The following is a 20377-nucleotide window of genomic DNA, read 5'->3' on the forward strand; positions in this document are numbered from 1 at the left end:
ATGAGGACCAACGCACCGCTGATGGCGAGGTTCCGGCGAAAATGCGGCCGTTGCCGGTGCTGCCAGAGTGCGCAATGATCGCGCGGCTGAGCTTTGCGGAGGCGAAGGCACATGGCGATCGTCATCGAAGCACCACCGGAGATCGGTCCGGAATTATTGGCGCACCTTCAGGAGAAAGGGCTCGCGGCCACAGCGCCGGAGCGGCGCAATTTCGAGTTCGGCGGCGAGCATCTGTTCCAGATCATGCTGGCGTTCTCGACCGTCGGGCTTGCAGAGATCGTGCGCTTCACCATAGCGCGCTATGCCCCGGAAGGCTCGGCACCCGAGAAAGCGATCGCCGCGGTCAGGGAACTGGTCGTCGTGATCGATGGCGAGAAGGTGCCGCTCGATCGCCTCATCAGGCCCGGCGAGATCGAGAAGATCGCCAAAGAGCGTGACGAGATTTAACCTCGACCGGGCGACTCTCTCTGGGACCTTCTAGAACAACCCCATCCTCAGGGCCAGACCAAAAACTCCAGACCACCCTCATCCCCGGACTTGATCCGGGGATCCAGCCCATCCGCATGCACCCGGTCCAAAGTCTGGATCCCCGGATCAAGTCCGGGGATGAGGGCGTGAGTGGGATGGCTCGCGTCGGTACAGTGCGAGGTTCAGCTCAGCGTCAGCGGCACCGGGCGCACGCCGGCGTGGTGCAGGGCTTCGAGACTCGGCGCGACGGCCTGCCAATAGGCCTCGATGACGTTGAGCAGCGTCTTGCAGATGGCGAAATAGCCGTCCTGCGGCTCGATGCCGGTGACATTCATCACATAGGTCCGCAGCATCTCCGCTCGCATCCAGGGCGAGGGATGGGTCGGCGTCTCATGCGCGGCGGAGTTGGTGGCGCCGGTGTTCAGCACATCGACGGCGCGCAGCAAAATTTCCATGCCGGCTAAGAAACTGCAGCAGGCGGCGAAGGCGAAGGGCGCGTCGAAGCCGAAGCGCGCCAGCGTGCCGGCGGTGATGGTGAGGCCGAAGCCGTCCGCCTCGAATTCCTGCTGCCAGGACGGCAGGTACTCCGCGCCGCCTTCGTCCTCACGCGCGAGCGGACGCGTCACAGAGCGATCGAAATGCTCCAGAAAGGCGTGGCCGCGCTCATGGGCGACCACGAACAGTTCCATGCCGTCGAGCAGTCCGGCATGCAGCACCTCGCGTTCCGGCTCGTTGAAATAGGCCGCGGCATGATGCGGGTCGCCATGGACGGCATAGGCGGTGACGAGATCGAAGAAGCGCCCGCGCAATTCCTCGCCCTCAGTGTCCTGCGCCATGATGCGGGCGACGGCGCGGCTGGAATCCGCGCTATGGACCCGGCTGCCATCCGGGCCGGGGTCGAGCGGAAAGGCTCGGCTGATGGCCTTGGCGAACAGATTGGCGAAGCCGAACACGCCGCTTTCGATCAGCACGAGGAAATAGGCCGGGCTGTCGATGGCCACCGCCATGGCATTGACGCGGCCGGAATGCACGGTGCCGAACAGCGGGCGCGGGCCGGGCCAGCGCGCGGTGTCGTGCGCGTCCTCGATCAGGCCGTGGAGGCGCAGCAGCGTGCCGGCGGTTGAAGGCAGTTCGAACCGGCTGACCCGCCGCTCGGCGTGAAGCTGCGGATAGTCCGCCATCTGCTGGCGCACATAGTCCTCATATTCCGGCGTGCCGGTGCGGCGGGGCAGGGCGTCCAGCCGGGCGAGGCCCTCCTTCTCGACACGCCCGCCGCGCTCGCGCATCGTCTTGACGAAGCTGCGGCCATAATGGAGCTGAAGCTCCTCCAGCCGGGTCATCGCATGGTCGAGATCGTCCGCCATCGGCCGCTATCCCGCTTCGGATAGAGCAGCCTAGCAGCCTCCCATGACGTCTGCATCGGCGCTTTTTGGCGGGCCGAGTGTGGCGGCGGCGTGCTTGCGGTATACCCGCCGCTTTGCTGCTATGTCTCGACGGGGGAGAACCATGCCATGATTCAGGGTACCGACAAGACGCCCATGCTCAGCCGCCGCGCGGCATTGCGGCTCGGCACAAGCGTGTTCGGCGGGCTCGCGCTGGCGGGACTGATGCCGGCGCTGGCGCAGACCGACCCCGACATGGCGGCGATCGCGGCGATGAAGCCCGGCGAATTCGTCTGGTATCCAGAGCGGGCGCCGGAAGGCTTCGTCGCCATCGTGGTCTCGCTGCCGGACCAGCGCGCTTATGTCTATCGCAACGGCATTCGTATCGGCGCCACCACGGTGTCGACCGGCAAGGAGGGCCACCAGACGCCGGTCGGGGTGTTCACCATCCTCGAGAAGGACGTGACGCACCATTCCTCGATCTATAACGAGGCGTCGATGCCCTATACCGAGCGCCTTACCTGGTCCGGGGTGGCGCTGCATGCCGGCGGGCTGCCGGGCTATCCGTCCTCCCACGGCTGCATCCATCTGCCGATCGCCTTTGCCAAGCTGGTGTTCGGCGTGACGCATTACGGCACGCCGGTGATCGTCGCCGACAACCATTCCCAGCCGATGGACGTGCTGCATCCGGGCCTGTTGCTCACCGCGGATGCGGACAAGGCGATCCAGGCGGCGGAAGCCACCGCCAAGGCGACGCCGGGTCCGACCGCGCAGGAGAGCGCAAACGCCGCCGAACTGGGTGCCGGAGCCGTCGCCATGGTGGTGAGCGGCGCTGACAAGACGCTCACCGTGATGAAGGGCGGCGATGTCGCCTTCACTGCGCCGGTGACGATCCGCGATCCGCAGACCCCGCTCGGCAACGTCGTCTATGTGCTGAAGAACACCAATGGCGACATCGCCTGGACCGCCTTCGCCTATGAGGGCAACAGCGTGCAACAGGGCAAGCCGGCGAACGCCATCGACCGCATCACCGTGGCGCCCGACGCCAACAAGACGCTGGCGAGCCTGCTGGTACCGGGCTCGACCATGCTGGTGACGGACCTGCCGGCGCATCCCGGCACGCGTACCGATGAGGATTTCGTCATCATGGACCATGAGGCCACCTCATGATCCGGACGAGGACTGCGTTCGGCGTCGCCGCCGCACTTACGGCACTGGTGTGGGCAGCGCCCGGCTTCGCGCAGTCCTCCATCGACACCACCCCCGCCAAGCAACTGTTCGGCGCGGTGAAGGGGCCGGTCGACATGAAGCCGCAGTCCATCGGCTTCTATTCCAAGGGCTGCCTTGCCGGCGGCGAGATGCTGCCGATCAACGGGCCGACCTGGCAGGCGATGCGGCTGTCGCGCAATCGCAATTGGGGCCATCCGGAGATGGTCAATTTCCTCGAGCGTTTCTCGGCGAAGGTGCCGAAGGTGTCGAACTGGCCGGGCATACTGGTCGGCGACATGGCCCAGCCGCGCGGCGGCCCGATGTCGAGCGGCCATGCCTCGCACCAGATCGGGCTCGATGCCGATATCTGGCTCACCCCGATGCCAAACCGGGAGTTCAACCGGCAGGAGCGCGAGGACATCTCCGCCACCATGATCGTGCGCAAGGACCGCCTCGACGTTAACGCGGACGTGTGGACGCCCTCGCTGGTGGCGGTGATCAAGGCGGCGGCGAGTGACCCGGAGGTCGAGCGCGTGCTGGTGAACGCCGCGATCAAGAAGGCGCTGTGCCGCGACGCCGGCAGGGACCGTGCCTGGCTGCAGAAAGTGCGGCCCTATTGGGGGCACGACTACCACATGCATGTGCGCATCGGCTGCCAGCCCGGCAGCCCGACCTGCAAGTCGCAGGACGCGGTGGTGCCGGGCGAGGGCTGCGGCAAGGAGCTCGACTGGTGGTTCTCCGACGCCGTGCTGCACCCCAAGCCGGCGCCGAAGCCCCCGGTCCCGCCGAAGCCCAAGCCGCCGATGATGCTGAAGGACATGCCGGAAGCTTGCCGGCAGGTGCTGCTGGGGCAGTGAGGGGCGGGGCGTCGCTCATTAGGAACGACCTCGTCCCGAGAGGCCGACCGAAAACTCCAGATCGCCCTCATCCCCGGACTTGATCCGGGGATCCAGCCACGCCGCATGCCCCCGGTCAAAGTCTGGATCCCCGGATCAAGTCCGGGGATGAGGGCCCGAGAGGATGGTCGGCCTCGCGAAGGCGTCCGCCGCGCGAAGCCCCAAAAGGCCGAAAGCATTCACTAAAAAGATAGAGAGGCGCGACGTGCGCGCCTCCCGGTGCATGCAGGGCAGCCGCCCGAGCGGACTACTGGAAGATCTTGGTGAACTGGCGCTTGATCGCCGGGCCTTCCTTGTCGATGTAGTCGAGGTCGATCGGCGTGATGGTCAGGCTGTCGATGGTTGGGCTGCCCGCCGGGGCCGCGATGTCCTCGCGGGCGGAATAGCCGCCGGCCGCCGGGTACATCTGCTGGGCTTCATCGCTGAGCAGGAAGTTCATGAACAGCTTGGCGGCGTTCGGGTGCGGGCCGCCCTTGATGATGGCTGTCGGCGCCGGGACGATGAAGGTGCCGTCCTTCGGGTACACCGCCTCGATTGGGAAGCCGGCGAGCTTGGCGTCGGCAGCATAGGAGTTGCTGGCGGCCACCGCGATCAGGCGCTCGCCCCGCTTGACCATGTCGGACACCTGCTGGCCGCCCTGGACCACCATGGCGCCGTTCTTGGCCAGCTTCTGGTAATAGTCCCAGCCGAGATTCTTCGCGATCATGCCGGTCACCGCGACCTGCATCGCCGAGAAGGAGGGATCAGCCATCACCAGCTGGTCCTTGTATTTCGGGTCGGTCAGGTCGGCGAGCGTCTTGGGGACGTCCTGCGGCGCGACCTTGTCGGAGCGATAATACACCGTGACCATGTTCAGGCGCTGGGCGGTATAGGCGCCGCTCGGATCCTTGGCCATCTCCGGCACCTTGTCGAAGTGCTCCGGCTTGAACGCCTCGAACACGCCGGTCTTGGCCAGCGAGGTGATCTCCGCCTGGTCGGAGGCGGTGAGCACGTCCGCTGCCATCCGGCCGGAAGCGGCCTCCTGCTGGAAGCGGCGCATGATCTGCGAGCCGCCGGAGCGGAACAGGTCGACCTTGATGCCGGTCTTCTGGGTGAACAGGTCGGCGGTCTTCTGCGCGATCGCGATCGGCGTGGAAGTGTACCAGGTGACGGTGCCTTCCTCCTTCGCCTTGGCCTCGTCGATCCCGCTCTGGGCATGGGCTGCCGGGCTTAGGGTGAGCGAGGCACCGAGGATCAAGCTCGCCAGAGCCGGCGCCGCCATCCGCGTGAGAGACTTCCGTTCGAACATTGCATTCCTCCCTTTAGTGCCGATCGGTCGGCCTTATCATTGGGTCGAAAGCCACCCCTCAGGCGGCGTGGGCCAGCGGCTTGGTGGCCGCTTCCTGAGGGAACAGCATGCATTGGGTGTGGTCGATCCGCACCTTCAGCACCGCGCCGGGTTCGGCGAGCAGCAGCGGATGCGCCTGCGCCCGCAATTCGCGTCCGCTCGGCAGCTTGACGAGATACTCGACGATATTGCCGAGGAAGGTGCGGTCGGTGACGGTGCCGGTCAGTTCCCCGGTGCCGTCCGTGCCGAGGCTTTCCAGATGGACGTTTTCCGGGCGCACCGCGACGTCGGCGGCGACGCCGGCCTTGGCCCACTCCGGGGTGTCCATCTCCAGCACGGCGTCGGCGCCGATGCGCACATGGCTGCGGTCCAGCACTTCCGCCGGAATGATGTTCACCAGCCCCATGAAGTCGGCGACGGTGCGGTTGGTCGGCTTGGCATAGACCTCGAGCGGCGAGCCATATTGCTGGAGCTTGCCGCCATGCATCACCGCGACCTGATCGGAGAGCGCGAGCGCTTCGGCCTGGTCGTGCGTCACATAGATGAAGGTGATGCCGGTGCGGCGCTGTAACTCCTTCAGCTCGGTGCGCATGCGCTCGCGCAGCTTGGCGTCGAGGTTCGACAGCGGCTCGTCGAGCAGGAGGATGTCGGGCTCCACCACAAGGCTGCGGGCGAGCGCGACGCGCTGCTGCTGGCCGCCGGAGAGTTCGTTCGGGAAGCGGCCTTCGAGGCCGGCCAGGTTGACCAGCGCCAGCATGCGCTCGACCTGGTCCTTCATCTGCGCGGCCGGCGTCTTGCGCAGCTTCAGGCCGAAGACGACGTTCTCGAACACCGTCTTGTGCGGCCACACCGCGTAGTTCTGGAACACCATGCCCATGCCACGATTCTCGGGCGAGACCACCGAACCCGGGGAGGACAGCAGCTTGCCATTGACGTGGATGGTGCCGGCGTCAGGGACCAGATAGCCGGCGATCAGGCGCAGGGTCGTGGTCTTGCCGCAGCCGGACGGGCCGAGCAGGGTGACGAACTGGCTGTCGCCGATCTCCAGATCGAGATTGGACAGCGCCGCCATGTCGGTCTTGCCGGCATAGTTCTTGGCCAAGCCACGGATTGAAATGCCAGCCATCACGCCGCTCCTACCTTGGGACTTTCGATGTTTGCCTTGCCGAGACGACCGCCGCCGAGCTTCGTGGCCAGCCAGATCGCAGCGCCGATGATCACCATGTTGACGACGGCGAGGGCGGCGACCGGCTCGGTGTAGCCGCTCTCGAACAGATTATAGACCGCCACCGCCAGGGTGATGGTGTCGGAGCTGAACAGCAGGATCGAGGCGCTCAGCTCCTGGATGACCGGCACGAACACCAGCAGCCAGCCGGCAAACAGGCCGGGTCGCATCAGCGGCAGGGTGATCTCGCGGGCCGTGGTGACCCAGGGCGCGCCAAGGATGCGGGCGCTCTCCTCCAGCGAGGAGTCGATCTGCCGGAGCGAGGTGCTGGCGGCGCGCACGCCGAGCGGCACGTAGCGGCCGACATAGGCCAGCAGCAGGATCGCCATTGTGCCGTAGAGCGGGATCGGCGTCGACAGCCAGAATTGCAGCAGCGCGACCGCCATGACGATGCCCGGGAGCCCCAACGGTACCAGCGCGATGTAGTCGAGGATGCGCCGGCCGGGGAATTTGGTGCGCAGGTCGATCCAGCTGACGATGGCGCCGATGAAGACGGTAACAGTCGCCGCCACGGTCGCGAGGATCAGGCTGTTGACGATCGCCTTGCGGGTGATGGCGTAGTCGATCAGCACGTATTTGTAGTTGGCGAGCGTCAGTCCGCTCCAGAAATTCAGGCCCCAGGTCTTGGAGAACGACACCGCGATCAGCGTGGAGAAGGGCAGCAGCACGGAGATCAGGAACACCAGCACGCAGAAGGCGAGCAGGAACCAGCGGGCCGGGCCGAGATCGACGAGTTGCGGGCGCGAGCCCTTGCCGCCGAGCGTCACGAACGAGCGGCGCGCCAGGAACTGGCGCTGCAGATAGAGTGCCGCCACCGTGATGAGAACGAACACCAGCGACAGCGCCGAGGCGACGCCGTTCTGCGGCGGATAGTCGAACAGCGAATAGATGCGGGTCGGCAGGGTTGGGATGCGTGCGGGCAGGCCGATGATGGCCTGCGAGCCGAACAGCGCGATGGCATGCACGAAGGCGAGCAGCGTGCCGGCGACGATCGCCGGGGTCACCAGCGGCAAGGTGATGGTGAGCGCGGTGCGCAGGCGCCCGGAGCCGAGGATCTGCGCGGCCTCCTCATAGGACGCGTCGACCGACTGCAGCGCGCTCGAAGCCAGCAGATAGACGAACGGGAAGGTGCCGAGCGTCGTCACTAGGACGAGGCCGGACATCGAGAACACGTTGAAGGTGAGGAAGGGCAGGTGCAGGACGTCCCGCATGAAGACGTTGATCAGGCCCGAGTTCGGGCTGAACATGTTCACATAGGCGATGGCGGTGAGGAAGGCCGGCGACAAATAGGAAATGATCGCCGTCATGTGGATGAAGCGCTTGCCGGGCACGTTGGTCCGGCTCACCGCCCAGGCGAACGGCACGCCGATCAGGACGCTAAGGACGCCCACCCAGAAGCCGAGCTGCAGCGAGTTGAACAGGGCATTGTAATAGAGCGGCTCGGTGAGGACTTCATAGAAGTTGGCCAGCCCCACCCCGACATCGGAGATGAAGCTGCTCTTCAGCAGCGATGCCAGCGGCAGCACGATCAGGACGAGAAGCGCGACAACGCCGCTGCCGAGGATGAGATATTCCCAGCGCGGCGATGATCCGCGTGGCTTGGCGGGGCTGACCATCATTGCGCCAGCCGCCAATCTTTGTTCGCTCATAGACACTCACCAAGCCAGGGCCGAGCCGGGCATGGCAGCGTGAAGCGGCCTGTGCGGCCGCCCATGCATCCCGACATCGGCGTTTCCTCAACGCATCTTTTTTTTGACGCTCCCATGGGCATCCACCAATGTCAACCACTTATAATTTGGTTGAAATTGGTTATCCTGGGTGTGGTTTGGTTTCAACGCTTTACCTCACGAAAGGTCTAAAATAGGCCGTTCCAGCGCGTTGACGAGGCCCGTACCAAGTTCTAACCAATCACGATTGGTAGCGCATTGAGCGCGCCTCGCCGCTTTACTTCATTGCCAGGGACATGGCCAAAATGACCGATTACGTGGTGGAAGCGCCTGCAATTCCGACCTTGCCCGTCAAGGGCTCGGACGCTCGATTTCCGGTGCGTCGGATCTATTGCGTCGGCCGCAACTATGCTGCCCACGCCGTGGAAATGGGCGGCGATCCGGACAAGGAGCCGCCGTTCTTCTTCATGAAGAACCCGAACAACATCCTCGACAGCGGCAAGACGTTTCCCTATCCGCCGCGCACCTCGGACTTGCATTTCGAGATCGAGCTGGTGGTCGCGCTCGGCAAGGGCGGCAGCGACATTCCGGTCGACCAGGCGCTCGACTACATCTACGGCTATGCCGTCGGCATCGACATGACGCGCCGCGACCTGCAGAGCGAAGCCAAGGACATGCGTCGTCCCTGGGAGGTCTCCAAGGCGTTCGAACTGTCCGCGCCGTGCAGCGAGATCGTTCCCGCCGCGCAGATCGGCCATCCCACGGACGGCGCGATCTGGCTGGATGTCGACGGCGCCCGCCGGCAGACCGGCGATCTCAACCAGCTGATCTGGAAGGTGCCGGAGATCATCGCGCATCTCTCCGCGCTGTTCGAGCTCGCTCCGGGCGATCTCATCATGACCGGTACGCCGTCGGGTGTCGGCGCCGTCCAGAAGGGCGAGACCATGCATGGCCATGTCGCCGGGGTCGGCGACATCCAGACGCCCGTTGCCTGAGAAAGCACGACGCCACGGGGCCGCGGCGTTCGTCGCGGCCCCGAACGCAGCAGGGGAAACGCCATGAACGCTTCAACAATAAACGGCCCGGTCGCCCGCAATGTCCGCCGCATCGGGCATCTCGACATTCCTGGCGGTGGCCAGGTGGTCGTCAAGGGCGGCTATGCCTATGTCGGCCACATGTCGCCGCCGGACGGCACCTCGATCATCGACATTCGCGACCCGGCCAATCCGCGCGTCGTCGCGCAGATCGCGCCGATGGATCATTACTCGCACACCCACAAGGTGCGGGTGGCCGGGAACCTGATGATCACCAATGTCGAGCGTCATCGCCGGCATTTCTACCGCAAGGGTGAGCAACTCGACGGCGCCACCGCCAAGCTGACGCAGACGCTCGGCCGCGCGCCGACCGATGCCGAGGTCGCCGCGGCGATCGGCATTGCCGAGAAGGACCTCGCCGATCTGCGCCAGGGCCATGCCCGCGGCTATGAAGATGGCGGGTTCCGGGTGTGGAACATTGCAGATCCGGCCAATCCGAAGCTGATCTCCTATGTGAAGACCGGCGGCATCGGCGTGCACCGCTTCGACATGGACGAGAACTACGCCTACATCTCCACCGAGATGGAGGGGTTCGTCGGCAATATCCTCGTCATCTACGACCTTGCCGATCCCTCCAATCCGCGCGAGGTCGCGCGCTGGTGGCTGCCGGGCCAGCATGTCGCCGGCGGCGAGAAGCCGACCTGGCCGGGCCAGCGCTATCGCCTGCACCATGCATTGCGCGTCGGCGACAAGATGTGGGCTGCTTGCTGGTATGCCGGCGCCTATGTGATCGACGTCTCCGACATCACCAGGCCGAAGACGCTCGGCAGCTATAATTACCATCCGCCGTTCCCCGAGCCGACGCACACGCTGATGCCGCTGCCCGAACCGATCGGCGGCCGGCAGCTGGCGCTGATGATCGACGAGGAGCACGACCACGTGCCCGGCCAGCTCCACGGCTTCATGTGGATCATGGACGCGAGCGACCCGGCGAACCTCAAGCCGATCTCGACCTTCGCGCTCAGCGAGTTCGCCTCGCCTTTCTCGCAGACCGGCGCGCGTTTCGGTGCCCACCAGTTCCAGGAGAAGCAGTTCGGCAGCCTGGTGTTCGCGACCTGGTTCGCCGGCGGGCTGCGCGTCATCGACCTCGCCGATCCGCAGGTGCCGGTGGAAGTGGGGCACTTCATTCCCGAGGCTCCGTCCGGGCAGATCGCCCCGCAGAGCAACGACGTCGACATCGACGAGCGTGGCCTGCTGTATCTGCTCGACCGCAATGCCGGCTTCGACATCCTCGCGTTCGATGGCCAGTGAGCGAGGGGTCGCACCGGCAACGGATCCGCACTTCCTGGCGGAGTGTGGATCCACCCAGGCGAGCGCTCCCGACGGGGACGTCGCAGGCCTTCATGCCGGCCTCACCCAATTGCGCGCCTTCATCGCACAGCGTGACGCGCAACTGGGAGCGCGACTGCCGCCGGAGCGCGAACTCTGCGACACGCTGGGCGTATCGCGGGCCGAGCTGCGCAAGGCGCTCGCCATATTGGAATCCGAGGGTCAGCTCTGGCGCCATGTCGGCAAGGGCACCTTCTTCGGCGAACGGCCGTCCGAGGAGGTCGATGATCTCGCCGGGCTGGCACAGCGCGCCAATCCGCACGAGGTGATGCGGGCCCGCATGCTGTTCGAGCCGATGATCGCCAGTGAGGCCGCGATCAATGCCACGGCGGCCGATGTCGACGAGATGACGCTCTGTCTGTCGCGCTCGCGCGAGGCGCAGACCTGGCGGCAATACGAGACCTGGGACAATCGCCTCCATCGCGCGCTGGCGCGGGCGACGCAAAACACGTTGCTTATCGGCATGTTCGACACGCTGAACGCGGTGCGGCGCGCGGTGGTGTGGGGGCGGCTGCGTGCCACGGGTCCGGTACCCGGCACGGAGCACCACAGCTTCGCCGAGCACGACCGGATCGTCGCGGCGGTGCAGGACCGCGACGCGGACGGTGCGAGCCGCGGGATGCGGCAGCATCTGCAATCGGTCAGCGCGAAACTGCGTGACATCGGAAAGGGTTAGATCCGTTCCACGCCGCTCGCCGTGAAACAGGCATCGCTGTCGGGCGAGCCGATGAAGGCGATGAAGCGGTCAGCGGCCCGATGGGCCTGAGGCGCCGCGGACGATGCCGCTTCATAATTCGTGTAGTTCTGGAGCTGTTCCGGCAGCAGGGCGGCGAGCCGCACCCCCAGCGCCTTGTGGACCTCGATCTCGGTGACGGCACCGAAGCCAATATGATCCGGCGGCGCATCGGCCATCCGCTCCATCACCGCGCGTCCGGTCGGCAGGCGGACCAACCGGTCCGCGACCCGCTCGAATATACCGAGCCGGCTCAGCATTTTCTCCAGATAGAGCCCGGTTGAAGCCTGATTGATGATGATCGCCGTGGCATCGAGGAGGGCGGCGGTGACGGCGGCTTCCGTCGAGATATCGGGGGCCTGCTGTCCGACGCGGCCGACCATTCCGATGCCGACCCGCGCCAGCGGGGTCTTTCTCCCTACTGCAAACCGCCCCGATCCCGACAGGCCGGCTAGCACGGCAGGCGGCGCCACGAGCACATCGCAAGGCTCGCCATCCTCAATGCGCCTGGTGATCGCGGGCGCGGTGTCGAAGGTGAGGCGGGAGCGGGTTCCGTCCCGGTCCAGGAAGGCGCGAGCCAGGTCGGCCAGCAGTGTCTTGACGGCGCCCGCGCTCAGTATGTCGATGGCCGGTTGGGCGGATGAGGTCATGAAAGCCCCGCGGTACGGCGCGCATCCTCCAGCATCATCTTCGCCGCCTTCTCGGCGATCATGATGGTCGGGGAGTTGGTGTTGCCGGAGGTGATGGTCGGCATCACCGAGGCATCCGCCACGCGCAGCCCCGAACAGCCGAACAGGCGCAGCCGCTCGTCGACCACGGCCAGCGGATCGGAGGGCAGGCCCATCTTCGCGGTGCCGACGGGATGGAAGATGGTGGTGCCGATGTCGCCGGCGGCCCTGGCGAGCGATGTCTCGTCATCGCCGACCGCCGCACCCGGCAGCATCTCCTCCGGCCGATAAGGCGCGAGCGCCGGGCGGGAGACGATGCGACGGGCGACGCGGATGCTGTCGGCGGCGACGCGGCGATCCTCCTCGGTCGCGAGATAGTTCGGGCTGATGCGGGGAGGGGCAGTGGCATCCACCGAGCCGAGCGTCACTGTGCCCCGGCTGGTCGGGCGCAGATTGCACACGCTCATGGTGAAGGCTGGGAAGGCGTGCAGCGGCTCGCCGAATTTCGGCAGCGAGAGCGGCTGCACATGGAATTCGAGATCGGCCCGCTCCAACTCCGGGCGGGAGCGGGTGAAGATACCTAGCTGCGAGGGCGCCATGGTCAGCGGCCCGCGCTGGAGCAGCGCGAATTCCAGCCCCATCAGCGCCCGGCGCGGCAGCGAATGATAGCGCTCATTGAGCGTCGGCAGACCGCTGATCTTGTAGATCAGCCGCAGCTGCAGATGGTCCTGCAGATTGGCGCCGACCCCCGCGCGATCATTGACCACGGCAATGCCGTGCTCCGCCAGTTCCGCGCTAGGCCCGATGCCGGAGAGCTTCAGGATCTGCGGCGTGCCGATGGCGCCGGCGGCCAGCACCACCTCGCCGCGCGCCCGCGCGATCCTGGCGACGCCATTCTGGCGATAGGCGACGCCGACAGCGCGGCCGTTCTCGACCAGTACGCGCTCGGTCAGGCAACCGGTCTCGAGCCGCAGGTTTGGCCGGCCGAGCACCGGCTTGAGGAAGCCCCGCGCCGCGCTCCAGCGGAAGCCGCGCTTCTGGTTCACCTGGAAATAGGAAGAGCCGGTGTTGTCGCCTGTGTTGAAGTCGGGGATCGGGGCGATGCCGTCCTCCTGCGCGGCGCGGCGCACGGTGTCGAGGAGCTTCCAGGTCAGACGCGGGAATTCCACCCGCCATTCGCCGCGCGAGCCGTGGAATTCGCCGGTACCGAGATAATGGTCTTCATGGCCCTTGAACACCGGGAGCACGTCGTCCCAGCCCCAGCCATTCAGGCCGAGCTGGCGCCAATGGTCGTAATCGGCGGCTTGGCCGCGCATATAGATCATGGCGTTGATGGCCGAGGAGCCGCCAATCGCCTTGCCGCGCGGATAGTTCAATGCGCGCCCGTTCAGGCCGGCTTCGGGTTCAGTCCTGAAGCACCAGTCGGCGCGGGGATTGCCGATGGCGAACAGATAGCCGACCGGGATGTGGAACCAGATCCAGTTGTCGCGCCCGCCCGCTTCCAGCACCAGCACGCGGTTCTTCGGATCGGCGGAAAGGCGATTGGCCAATACGCAACCGGCCGAGCCGGCGCCGACGACGATGTAATCGTAGATTTCGCTGTCCGGCATGATTTCAGTTCGACGCGGCCACGGTCAGCGCCTTTTGCTGGGTCTCGGGGCGCAACAGCTTCTTCACCGCCGGGCTCGCCACCACCTCGGCCTTGTCGAAGAAGGCCTCGTGGTTCTCCTCGATGTCCTCGGGGATATAGCGGTAATTCACCATCAGTCCGGCCGCCTGCCTGATGCCCTTGGCGCTCATGTCGCCGAACAGGTTGATGCGCTCCAGCCGCGCGCCATTGCCGAGATGGAAGCGCGCCACCGGATCGAGCGGCTTGCCCTTGGCCGAGCGGGCGATGAGGAAGTAATGCGCCGCCAACGCGCCGAGCACCGGCCGCAGCGCCTTCTTGCGTGCCTCGTCCTCGGCAAGGCCGGGCGCGTCGAGCCCCTCCAGCGCCGTGCGGTCGGCGTTGGTGAGCGCGATCGAGGCCTCGTTGCGCCGCTCGCCGTCGAGCCAGGCGCGGAAACCGGGCACCGGAGAGAGCGTCACGAAAGTGGTGAGCTTGGGGAATTCGCGGGAGATCTCCTCGACCACCTGCTTGATCAGGAAATTGCCGAAGGTGACGCCGCCGAGCCCTTTCTGGCAGTTCGATATGGAATAGAACACCGCAGTCTTGGCATTGGCCGGGTCCAGCGCCTCGCGCTTCTCGATGAGGATCGGAGCGATGGCGTCGGGAATGTCGCGGGTCAGCGCCACCTCGACGAAGATCAGCGGCTCGTCGACGAGGGCGGGGTGGAAGAACGCGTAGCAGCGCCGGTCCGGACTATCGACGCGGGCGCGCAGGTCGTTCCAGTCACGGATTTCGTGCACCGCCTCATAGCGGATGATCTTCTCGAGGACATTCGCAGGGGTGGACCAGTCGATCCGGCGCAGCACGAGGAACCCCCGATTGAACCAGGACGTGAACAGATGGGTGAAATCGCGGTCGAGGTTGCCGAGGTCCGGCCGCCGCGTCATCACGTCGAGTAGGCTGGCGCGCATGGCGACCAGCGTCGCGGTGGCGGAGGGTGCGAGGTTCAGCCGCCGGATCAGCTCCTGCCGGCGCGGCTCGCTGGCGGCGTGGAGTTCGGCGAGGCTACGCTCGGAGGAGGTGGCGGCATAGGCGGCGATCGCCTTGTCGAGCCGCGCCTTGTCAGGACCGAAGGTCTCGGCCAGCGCCTCGAAGAAGGCGACGCGCTCGCCGGTCTTCAAAGCGCGGTAGAGGATCAGGATCTCGCGGGCGAGTGCGACGCCCGAGGCCTCACCGCGGCCGGAGAGCAATTGCTCGCAGAGTTCGACGATGTTGGCGGCGCGGATCGCTCCGGCAGGGCGGCGCTCGCGCCCCTCCAGCAAGGCGCGGCCGCGCTCGGCTATGGTGCCGAGCAGGTCGCCGAAGAAGCTGGTGTCGCCGTTCGCCATGCCTCGTCCAACCCTCAGCCTCTTGCCCCGAATATGCAGTCCGTCCCTATGGGAAGGCGCAAATCACCGCGGTGACAAGACGTACCTTGGTTGGCCGGCTGCGGGGAAGGCCTCAGCCGGTCACAACATCGAACAGCATCTTCATGTTCAGCGCGATGATGAGCGCTGCGGCGATGCTGGCCAACACGATCTGCCAGCGCGGCGCGGCAAGGCCGCCCATCTTGCGCGAGTCCGCCGTGAACATGATCAGCGGCACCACGGCGAAGGGCAGCTGCAGGCTGAGAACCACCTGGCTCATGATGAGCAGCGAGCCGGCGCCGCTCTCGCCATAGGCGATCGTCACCGCCGCCGCCGGCACGATGGCGATGGAACGGGTGATGAGCCGCCGCAACCATGGCGCCAGCTTGATGCGCAGGAAGCCTTCCATCACCGCCTGTCCGGAAATGGTGGCGGTCACGGTGGAGTTGAGGCCGCAGCACAATAGGGCGACGGCGAACAAGGTCGGCGCCAGCGCACTGCCGAGCAGCGGGTTCAAGAGTTCATGCGCCTTGCCGAGGTCGGCCACTTCGCCAACGCCGCCATGGTGGAAGGCGGAGGCCGCCAGAATGAGGATGGAGGCATTGATGGTCAGCGCGAACATCAGCGCGAAGGTGGAATCGAAGGTGGCGAGCTTTATCGCCTCGCGCTTGCCGTCCATGGTGCCGTCATGGCGGCGGGTCTGCACGATGGCCGAGTGCAGATAGAGATTATGCGGCATCACCGTCGCGCCGAGGATGCCGAGCGCGAGATAGAGCATGTCCGGGTTGCGGACGATCTCGACGGTCGGGGCGAAGCCGCGGATCACCTGGCCCCAATCGGGATCGGCGAGCGCGATCTGGATGCCGAAGCACAGCGCGATGACGGCGAGCAGCGCGATCACCAGCGCCTCGACCCAGCGGAAGCCAAGCGTCTGCAACCACAGGATCAGGAACACGTCGAGCGCGGTGAGGATGACGCCGATTTCCAGCGGAATGCCGAACAGCAGGTTCAGGCCGATGGCGGTGCCGATCACCTCGGCAAGGTCGGTGGCGCAGATCGCCGCCTCGGCGAGGATCCAGAGAACGAAGGAGACCGGGCGCGGAAAGCTGTCGCGGCAGGCCTGGGCGAGGTCGCGCCCCGAGGCGACGCCGAGGCGCGAGCACAGCGCCTGCAGCAATATGGCGATGAGATTGGAAAGCAGGGCGACGGTGAGCAGGCTGTAGCCGAACTTCGAGCCGCCGGCGAGCGAGGTCGCCCAATTGCCGGGGTCCATATAGCCGGTGGCGACGAGATAGCCCGGTCCCATGAAGGCAAACAGGCGCCAGAGGCCGGGACGCTTCGGTACCGCGATGCTGCCGTGAACCTCGGAAAGCGGCGGTTCGCCACGCTCGCGCCGCCAGCCCGAAAGGCTCATCTCGTCCACCCGATCCAGCATGGATACCTCGCAACTGCGAATTAGTCGCAATATTAATAGGGAGGCGGTTGCATCGCGTCAATGAGACTGCGAACCATTCGCAACTGAATCGTCCAACTTTCGAAGAGAGTCGCCTGGCCCGGCGTGTTTTCGCCGGAATTTCCGGCACAGTCGCAGAATGCTCCGCGCCGCCCGGTTCTCGCTCCTTGGATTCATGCTGCTCTTCGCCCTCTCGCTGGGGGGCCATGCACTGGTCCAATGGAATACGGCTGACTGGACGCGTAGCTGGAGTGCTGCCGACTGGTCCAGCACCGGCACGCTGCCGCTGCCCGCGGTGAGCAAGCCGGCAATGGTGCGCATCTATGCCGCCCGCGTCGGGCGTTGGCGTGGCATTTTCGCCGTCCATACCTGGATCGTGGTGAAGGGGGAGGGGGCATCCTCCTATGAGCGTTTCGACAAGGTCGGCTGGGGCCAGCCTATCCGCCGCAACGCCTATCCGCCGGACGGACGCTGGTACGGAAATGAGCCCACGATCGTGTTCGCGGCCGATGGCGAGGAGGCGCGGGCGCTCATCCCGAAGCTCCGGCAGGCGGTCGATGACTACCCTTATGGCCATGCCGGCGACTATCGGGTCTGGCCCGGGCCGAATTCCAACACCTTCATCGCTTCGGTGGTCGCCGCGGTGCCGGAGATAAACGCCAGCCTGCCGCCGACCGCGATCGGCAAGGACTTCCCGGTGGACGGCAACTGGTTCGGCCTCGCGCCGTCGCGCACCGGGATCCGGCTGTCGCTCGGCGGTTATGGCGGCTTCACCCTCGCCTGGGTGGAGGGCATCGAGTTCAACATATTGGGCGCGGTGGCGGGGCTCGATGTGCGCCGGCCGGGCATCAAGCTGCCCGGTTTCGGGCGTATCGGCATATGAGGCAAGCATTTGCCGTACAACCGCAACACGACGTTCACCGTGAAGATGTAAGCCGGGGACGCTCTCTTGCGTCGGCATCGCGGTGAGGCATAGGTTTGCAACGGTCACGGGGGGTGACAACATGATGCGCGCTTCTATCGGCTTTAAGGTTATGCGGCGCGCCGGCGCCGCTCTCGTGCTGGCGCTGGGCTTGGCCGCGCCTGCCGCTGCCGCAACCTGCGGCAATGATGCCGGCGGCTTCAATGCCTGGCTCACCGCCTTCCGCCAGGAAGCGGCCGGGCAGGGTATCTCGGCCAACGCGCTGCGTGCGCTGGACGGCGTGAGCTATGATACGCAGGTCATCCGCCTCGACCGCAACCAGGGGCACTTCAACCAGAGCTTCGAGCAGTTCGCGGCGAACCGCATCACCGCCGGCCGGCTCAGCAAGGGCCGCGCCATACTGAAGAGCCAGGCCGCGCTGTTCCAGCGCATCGAGCAGCGCTTTGGCGTGCCGGGTCCGGTTCTCGTGGCCATCTGGGCGATGGAGACCGATTTCGGCGCCAACCAGGGCAAGATGCCGATATTCCGCTCGCTGGCCACGCTCGCCTATGATTGCCGCCGCAGCGCCTTCTTCACCGGCCAGTTGCTCGATGCACTGCGCATCGCGCAGCGCGGCGACCTCTCGATCGGCGAGATGCGCGGCGCCTGGGCCGGCGAACTCGGGCAGACCCAGTTCATGCCGACCTCCTATGTGCGCTTCGCCGTCGATTTCGACGGCAATGGCCGTGCCGACCTGATCCGAAGCACGCCGGACGTGCTTGCTTCCACCGCCAATTACCTGAAGGGGTATGGCTGGAGCGGCCGGTCCTGGGAGAACGGCGCCAATGCGGGTGCGTTGGCCGGCTGGAACAAGGCGGGTGTCTACCAGAAGACCATCGCGCTGTTCGCCACCAAGCTGTCGCAGTAGCAACGCACTACGCGTCGCCCGCCCCGCTTGACAGGCGGTGCGGGCACGTGCCCGATGCCGCCACTTCAAACAGGTAGTGGCATGCGGCTTCTTTCCAATCTCCTCAAGCGCTTCATCGATAAGGGGCGCCTCGTCGTCCTCGCCGCCGACGGCACCCGCCACATCTATGGATCCGGCACTGACGGGCCGGCCGTGACGATGCGCTTCCATGACCAGAAGCTGGAGCGCGAGCTGTTCTTCAATCCCGAACTGGTCGCAGCCGAAGCCTATATGGACGGCCGGCTGACCTTCGAGGACGGCTCCACGGTTTATGACCTGCTCTATCTGTTCTCGGTCAACCGCAAGGGCCTCGCCGCGCACCCGGTGCAGCAGGCGCTGCGCCGCGGCTGGCGGGCGCTGAAGCGCTGGCACCAGTCGAATCCGCTCGGCAAGGCGGCGAAGAACGCACAGAGCCACTACGACCACCCGCCGGATTTCTACGCCCTGTGGCTCGATCCCGGCATGATCTATTCCTGCGCCTATTTCCCGAAACCCGACGCCTCATTGGAGGAGGCTCAGCTCGCCAAGCTGCGCCACATCGCCGCCAAGCTGAAGCTGGAGCCGGGAATGACGGTGGCGGAGATCGGCTCCGGCTGGGGCGCGCTCGCCATCCACCTCGCCAAGGAATGCGGGGTGCATGTCACAGCGATCAATGTCGCCACCGAACAGCTCGCCGAATCGAAGAAGCGGGCCGAGGCGGCCGGGGTGATGGACCGCATCACCTTCTTCGAGCGCGACTATCGCGAATTGACCGGCACCTTTGACCGCGTGGTCTCGGTCGGCATGATGGAACATGTCGGCGTCAATCATTTCGACGAGTATTTCGGCACGGTGAGGCGGCTATTGGCGCCGAAGGGCTTTGCCATGATCCACGCCATCGGCCGGATGTCGCCGCCCGGCACGACGGGGCCTTTCATCCGCAAATACATCTTCCCCGGCGGCTACGTGCCGGCGATGTCCGAGGTGTTCGCCTCGACCGAACGCGCCGGGCTGTGGGTGGCCGACTGCGAGATCCTGCGGCTGCATTATTACTGGACCATCCGCCAGTGGCGGCTGCGCTTCGAGGCGACGCGCGATGAAACCGTTGCGATGATGGGCGAGCGCTTCGCACGGATGTGGGAATTCTATCTCGCCGCTGTCGAGCTCGGCTTCCTGCACGGCTCCAACATGGTGTTCCAGCTGCTGCTGGCCAACGAGCGCGACGCCGTGCCGGTGATCCGGGATTACATCGTGGATGAAGAGCGGGCGATGGCGGAGAACCCGATAACGACAGCGGGTGGCGCGGACATCTGAAAGGGCAGGCGGCCAGAAGCGCAGCGAGGTGGGCTGGGGCCAGCTACTGCGCTGCCTTCGCCCCATACGCCGCCATGAAAACCTTCACTGCGCTGTCCACCGTCTTCTCGATCTGAGCCGTCGTCGGCTTGTGTTCGCTGCCGAACAGCAGGCCCTTGGTGATATTGCCCTGGCACAGGTTCAGGAACTGGAAGGCGGCGGCTTCATAGTCGTCGATCTCGAGCCGGCCATGGCCGGCCTGGCGCGCCAGCAGTTCGGCGATGCGGCGGCCGCCGAGGCAGGGGCCGGTCTCGAAGAAGGTCTGGCCGATGCGCGGGAACTTCTCGGCGACGCCCATCACCATGCGCACCATCTTGATGTGGTCGGGCCGCACCATCATCGTCATGAAGGACACGCCGATGCGCCGCAATTGCCGCGCGACATCGGGATCGTCGCCCTCGAACTCGAACATGAGCTCTGCTGACTGGCGGCGGTCGACCTGCACGAGGGCCTCGAAAAGGTCCTCCTTGCTGTCGAAATAGACATAGATGGTCGCCTTGGAGACGCCGCCGGCGCGGGCGATCTCGTCCATGCTGGCGCCGTCGAAGCCCTTGTCGAAAAACACCCGGCGCGCGCCGTCAAGGACGTCGCGGCGCTTGCGCGATTCGATCTCCGCGGTCTCGGGAACCGGGGCGGCGGCGGCAATGCTGGCGCTGGACATGGGCTTAATCTCCGATCTTTTCCTTAGGGTGCGCCGGAGGCGCTGTCAAA

The 20377-nt window shown here is 65.9% G+C and carries 18 protein-coding genes; 9 read left to right on the top strand and 9 right to left on the bottom strand.

From position 1 onward, the window contains the following. Positions 1 to 111: 111 nt before the first annotated feature. A complete protein-coding gene (locus G3545_RS00235) occupies positions 112 to 447 on the top strand; it encodes a hypothetical protein (protein ID WP_170008918.1) in 336 nt (111 codons plus the stop codon). 203 nt (positions 448 to 650) lie between these two features. Here the strand turns inward: G3545_RS00235 and G3545_RS00240 are convergent, their stop codons facing one another. Next, a complete protein-coding gene (locus G3545_RS00240) occupies positions 651 to 1832 on the bottom strand; it encodes a hypothetical protein (protein WP_170008920.1) in 1182 nt (393 codons plus the stop codon). Between the two features lie 147 nt (positions 1833 to 1979). Between G3545_RS00240 and G3545_RS00245 the strand changes: the two genes are divergently transcribed. Both G3545_RS00245 and mepA read left to right on the top strand, forming a co-directional pair. Continuing rightward, a complete protein-coding gene (locus G3545_RS00245; protein WP_246702629.1) occupies positions 1980 to 3020 on the top strand; it encodes a L,D-transpeptidase in 1041 nt (346 codons plus the stop codon). Then, positions 3017 to 3916 (top strand): penicillin-insensitive murein endopeptidase, encoded by a 900-nt coding sequence (gene mepA, locus G3545_RS00250; protein WP_170008922.1) that lies wholly within the window; start codon positions 3017 to 3019, stop codon positions 3914 to 3916. The genes G3545_RS00245 and mepA overlap by 4 nt, the downstream gene beginning before the upstream one ends. A 286-nt stretch (positions 3917 to 4202) precedes the next feature. Here the strand turns inward: mepA and G3545_RS00255 are convergent, their stop codons facing one another. Genes G3545_RS00255 through G3545_RS00265 form a run of 3 tightly spaced genes read right to left on the bottom strand, consistent with a single transcriptional unit; the run spans position 4203 to position 8126 of the window. Further along, positions 4203 to 5243 carry an extracellular solute-binding protein gene (locus tag G3545_RS00255; protein WP_170008924.1) on the bottom strand — a complete coding sequence of 347 codons (1041 nt, stop codon included), beginning with the start codon at positions 5241 to 5243 and terminating at the stop codon, positions 4203 to 4205. Between the two features lie 58 nt (positions 5244 to 5301). Next, a complete protein-coding gene (locus tag G3545_RS00260; protein WP_170008926.1) occupies positions 5302 to 6408 on the bottom strand; it encodes an ABC transporter ATP-binding protein in 1107 nt (368 codons plus the stop codon). Beyond that, on the bottom strand, positions 6408 to 8126 hold the full coding sequence (locus G3545_RS00265) for an iron ABC transporter permease (protein WP_170008927.1): 1719 nt from the start codon (positions 8124 to 8126) through the stop codon (positions 6408 to 6410). The genes G3545_RS00260 and G3545_RS00265 overlap by 1 nt, the downstream gene beginning before the upstream one ends. 353 nt (positions 8127 to 8479) lie before the next feature. Between G3545_RS00265 and G3545_RS00270 the strand changes: the two genes are divergently transcribed. The 3 genes from G3545_RS00270 (at position 8480) to G3545_RS00280 (ending at position 11273) form a co-directional block, all read left to right on the top strand. After that, on the top strand, positions 8480 to 9169 hold the full coding sequence (locus G3545_RS00270) for a fumarylacetoacetate hydrolase family protein (RefSeq protein WP_170008929.1): 690 nt from the start codon (positions 8480 to 8482) through the stop codon (positions 9167 to 9169). A 63-nt stretch (positions 9170 to 9232) separates the two neighbouring features. Further along, complete coding sequence (locus G3545_RS00275) at positions 9233 to 10519, top strand: sigma-70 domain-containing protein (protein ID WP_170008930.1); 1287 nt, start codon at positions 9233 to 9235, stop codon at positions 10517 to 10519. Then, the gene (locus tag G3545_RS00280) at positions 10509 to 11273 is read left to right on the top strand and encodes an FCD domain-containing protein (RefSeq protein WP_170008932.1); all 765 of its coding nucleotides are present in this window, start codon (positions 10509 to 10511) and stop codon (positions 11271 to 11273) included. Before G3545_RS00275 ends, G3545_RS00280 begins: the two co-directional genes overlap by 11 nt. Here the strand turns inward: G3545_RS00280 and G3545_RS00285 are convergent. The 4 genes from G3545_RS00285 to G3545_RS00300 form a co-directional block, all read right to left on the bottom strand. After that, complete coding sequence (locus G3545_RS00285; RefSeq protein ID WP_170008933.1) at positions 11270 to 11980, bottom strand: substrate-binding domain-containing protein; 711 nt, start codon at positions 11978 to 11980, stop codon at positions 11270 to 11272. The two genes, G3545_RS00280 and G3545_RS00285, sit on opposite strands and share 4 nt — an antisense overlap. Next, positions 11977 to 13608 (bottom strand): GMC family oxidoreductase N-terminal domain-containing protein, encoded by a 1632-nt coding sequence (locus G3545_RS00290; protein ID WP_170008935.1) that lies wholly within the window; start codon positions 13606 to 13608, stop codon positions 11977 to 11979. Before G3545_RS00290 ends, G3545_RS00285 begins: the two co-directional genes overlap by 4 nt. Positions 13609 to 13612: 4 nt before the next feature. Further along, entirely contained in the window at positions 13613 to 14995 is a 1383-nt protein-coding gene (locus G3545_RS00295; RefSeq protein ID WP_170008937.1) for a malonyl-CoA decarboxylase, read from the bottom strand. Between the two features lie 112 nt (positions 14996 to 15107). Next, positions 15108 to 16448: an Nramp family divalent metal transporter gene (locus tag G3545_RS00300; RefSeq protein WP_170008939.1), complete on the bottom strand. Its 1341-nt coding sequence runs from the start codon at positions 16446 to 16448 to the stop codon at positions 15108 to 15110. A 157-nt stretch (positions 16449 to 16605) separates the two neighbouring features. Between G3545_RS00300 and G3545_RS00305 the strand changes: the two genes are divergently transcribed. The 3 genes from G3545_RS00305 to G3545_RS00315 all read left to right on the top strand — a co-directional run bounded on the left by G3545_RS00305 (position 16606) and on the right by G3545_RS00315 (position 19627). Next, positions 16606 to 17349: a DUF3750 domain-containing protein gene (locus G3545_RS00305; protein ID WP_170008941.1), complete on the top strand. Its 744-nt coding sequence runs from the start codon at positions 16606 to 16608 to the stop codon at positions 17347 to 17349. 151 nt (positions 17350 to 17500) lie between these two features. After that, the gene (locus G3545_RS00310; RefSeq protein ID WP_170017831.1) at positions 17501 to 18295 is read left to right on the top strand and encodes a lytic murein transglycosylase; all 795 of its coding nucleotides are present in this window, start codon (positions 17501 to 17503) and stop codon (positions 18293 to 18295) included. 81 nt (positions 18296 to 18376) lie between these two features. Next, positions 18377 to 19627: a cyclopropane-fatty-acyl-phospholipid synthase family protein gene (locus G3545_RS00315; RefSeq protein WP_170008942.1), complete on the top strand. Its 1251-nt coding sequence runs from the start codon at positions 18377 to 18379 to the stop codon at positions 19625 to 19627. Between the two features lie 43 nt (positions 19628 to 19670). Here G3545_RS00315 and G3545_RS00320 read toward each other — a convergent pair whose 3' ends face one another. Then, positions 19671 to 20327 carry a TetR/AcrR family transcriptional regulator gene (locus tag G3545_RS00320; RefSeq protein ID WP_170008944.1) on the bottom strand — a complete coding sequence of 219 codons (657 nt, stop codon included), beginning with the start codon at positions 20325 to 20327 and terminating at the stop codon, positions 19671 to 19673. Between the last annotated feature and the right edge of the window lie 50 nt (positions 20328 to 20377).

This window comes from Starkeya sp. ORNL1 (assembly GCF_012971745.1).
GTDB lineage: Bacteria > Pseudomonadota > Alphaproteobacteria > Rhizobiales > Xanthobacteraceae > Ancylobacter.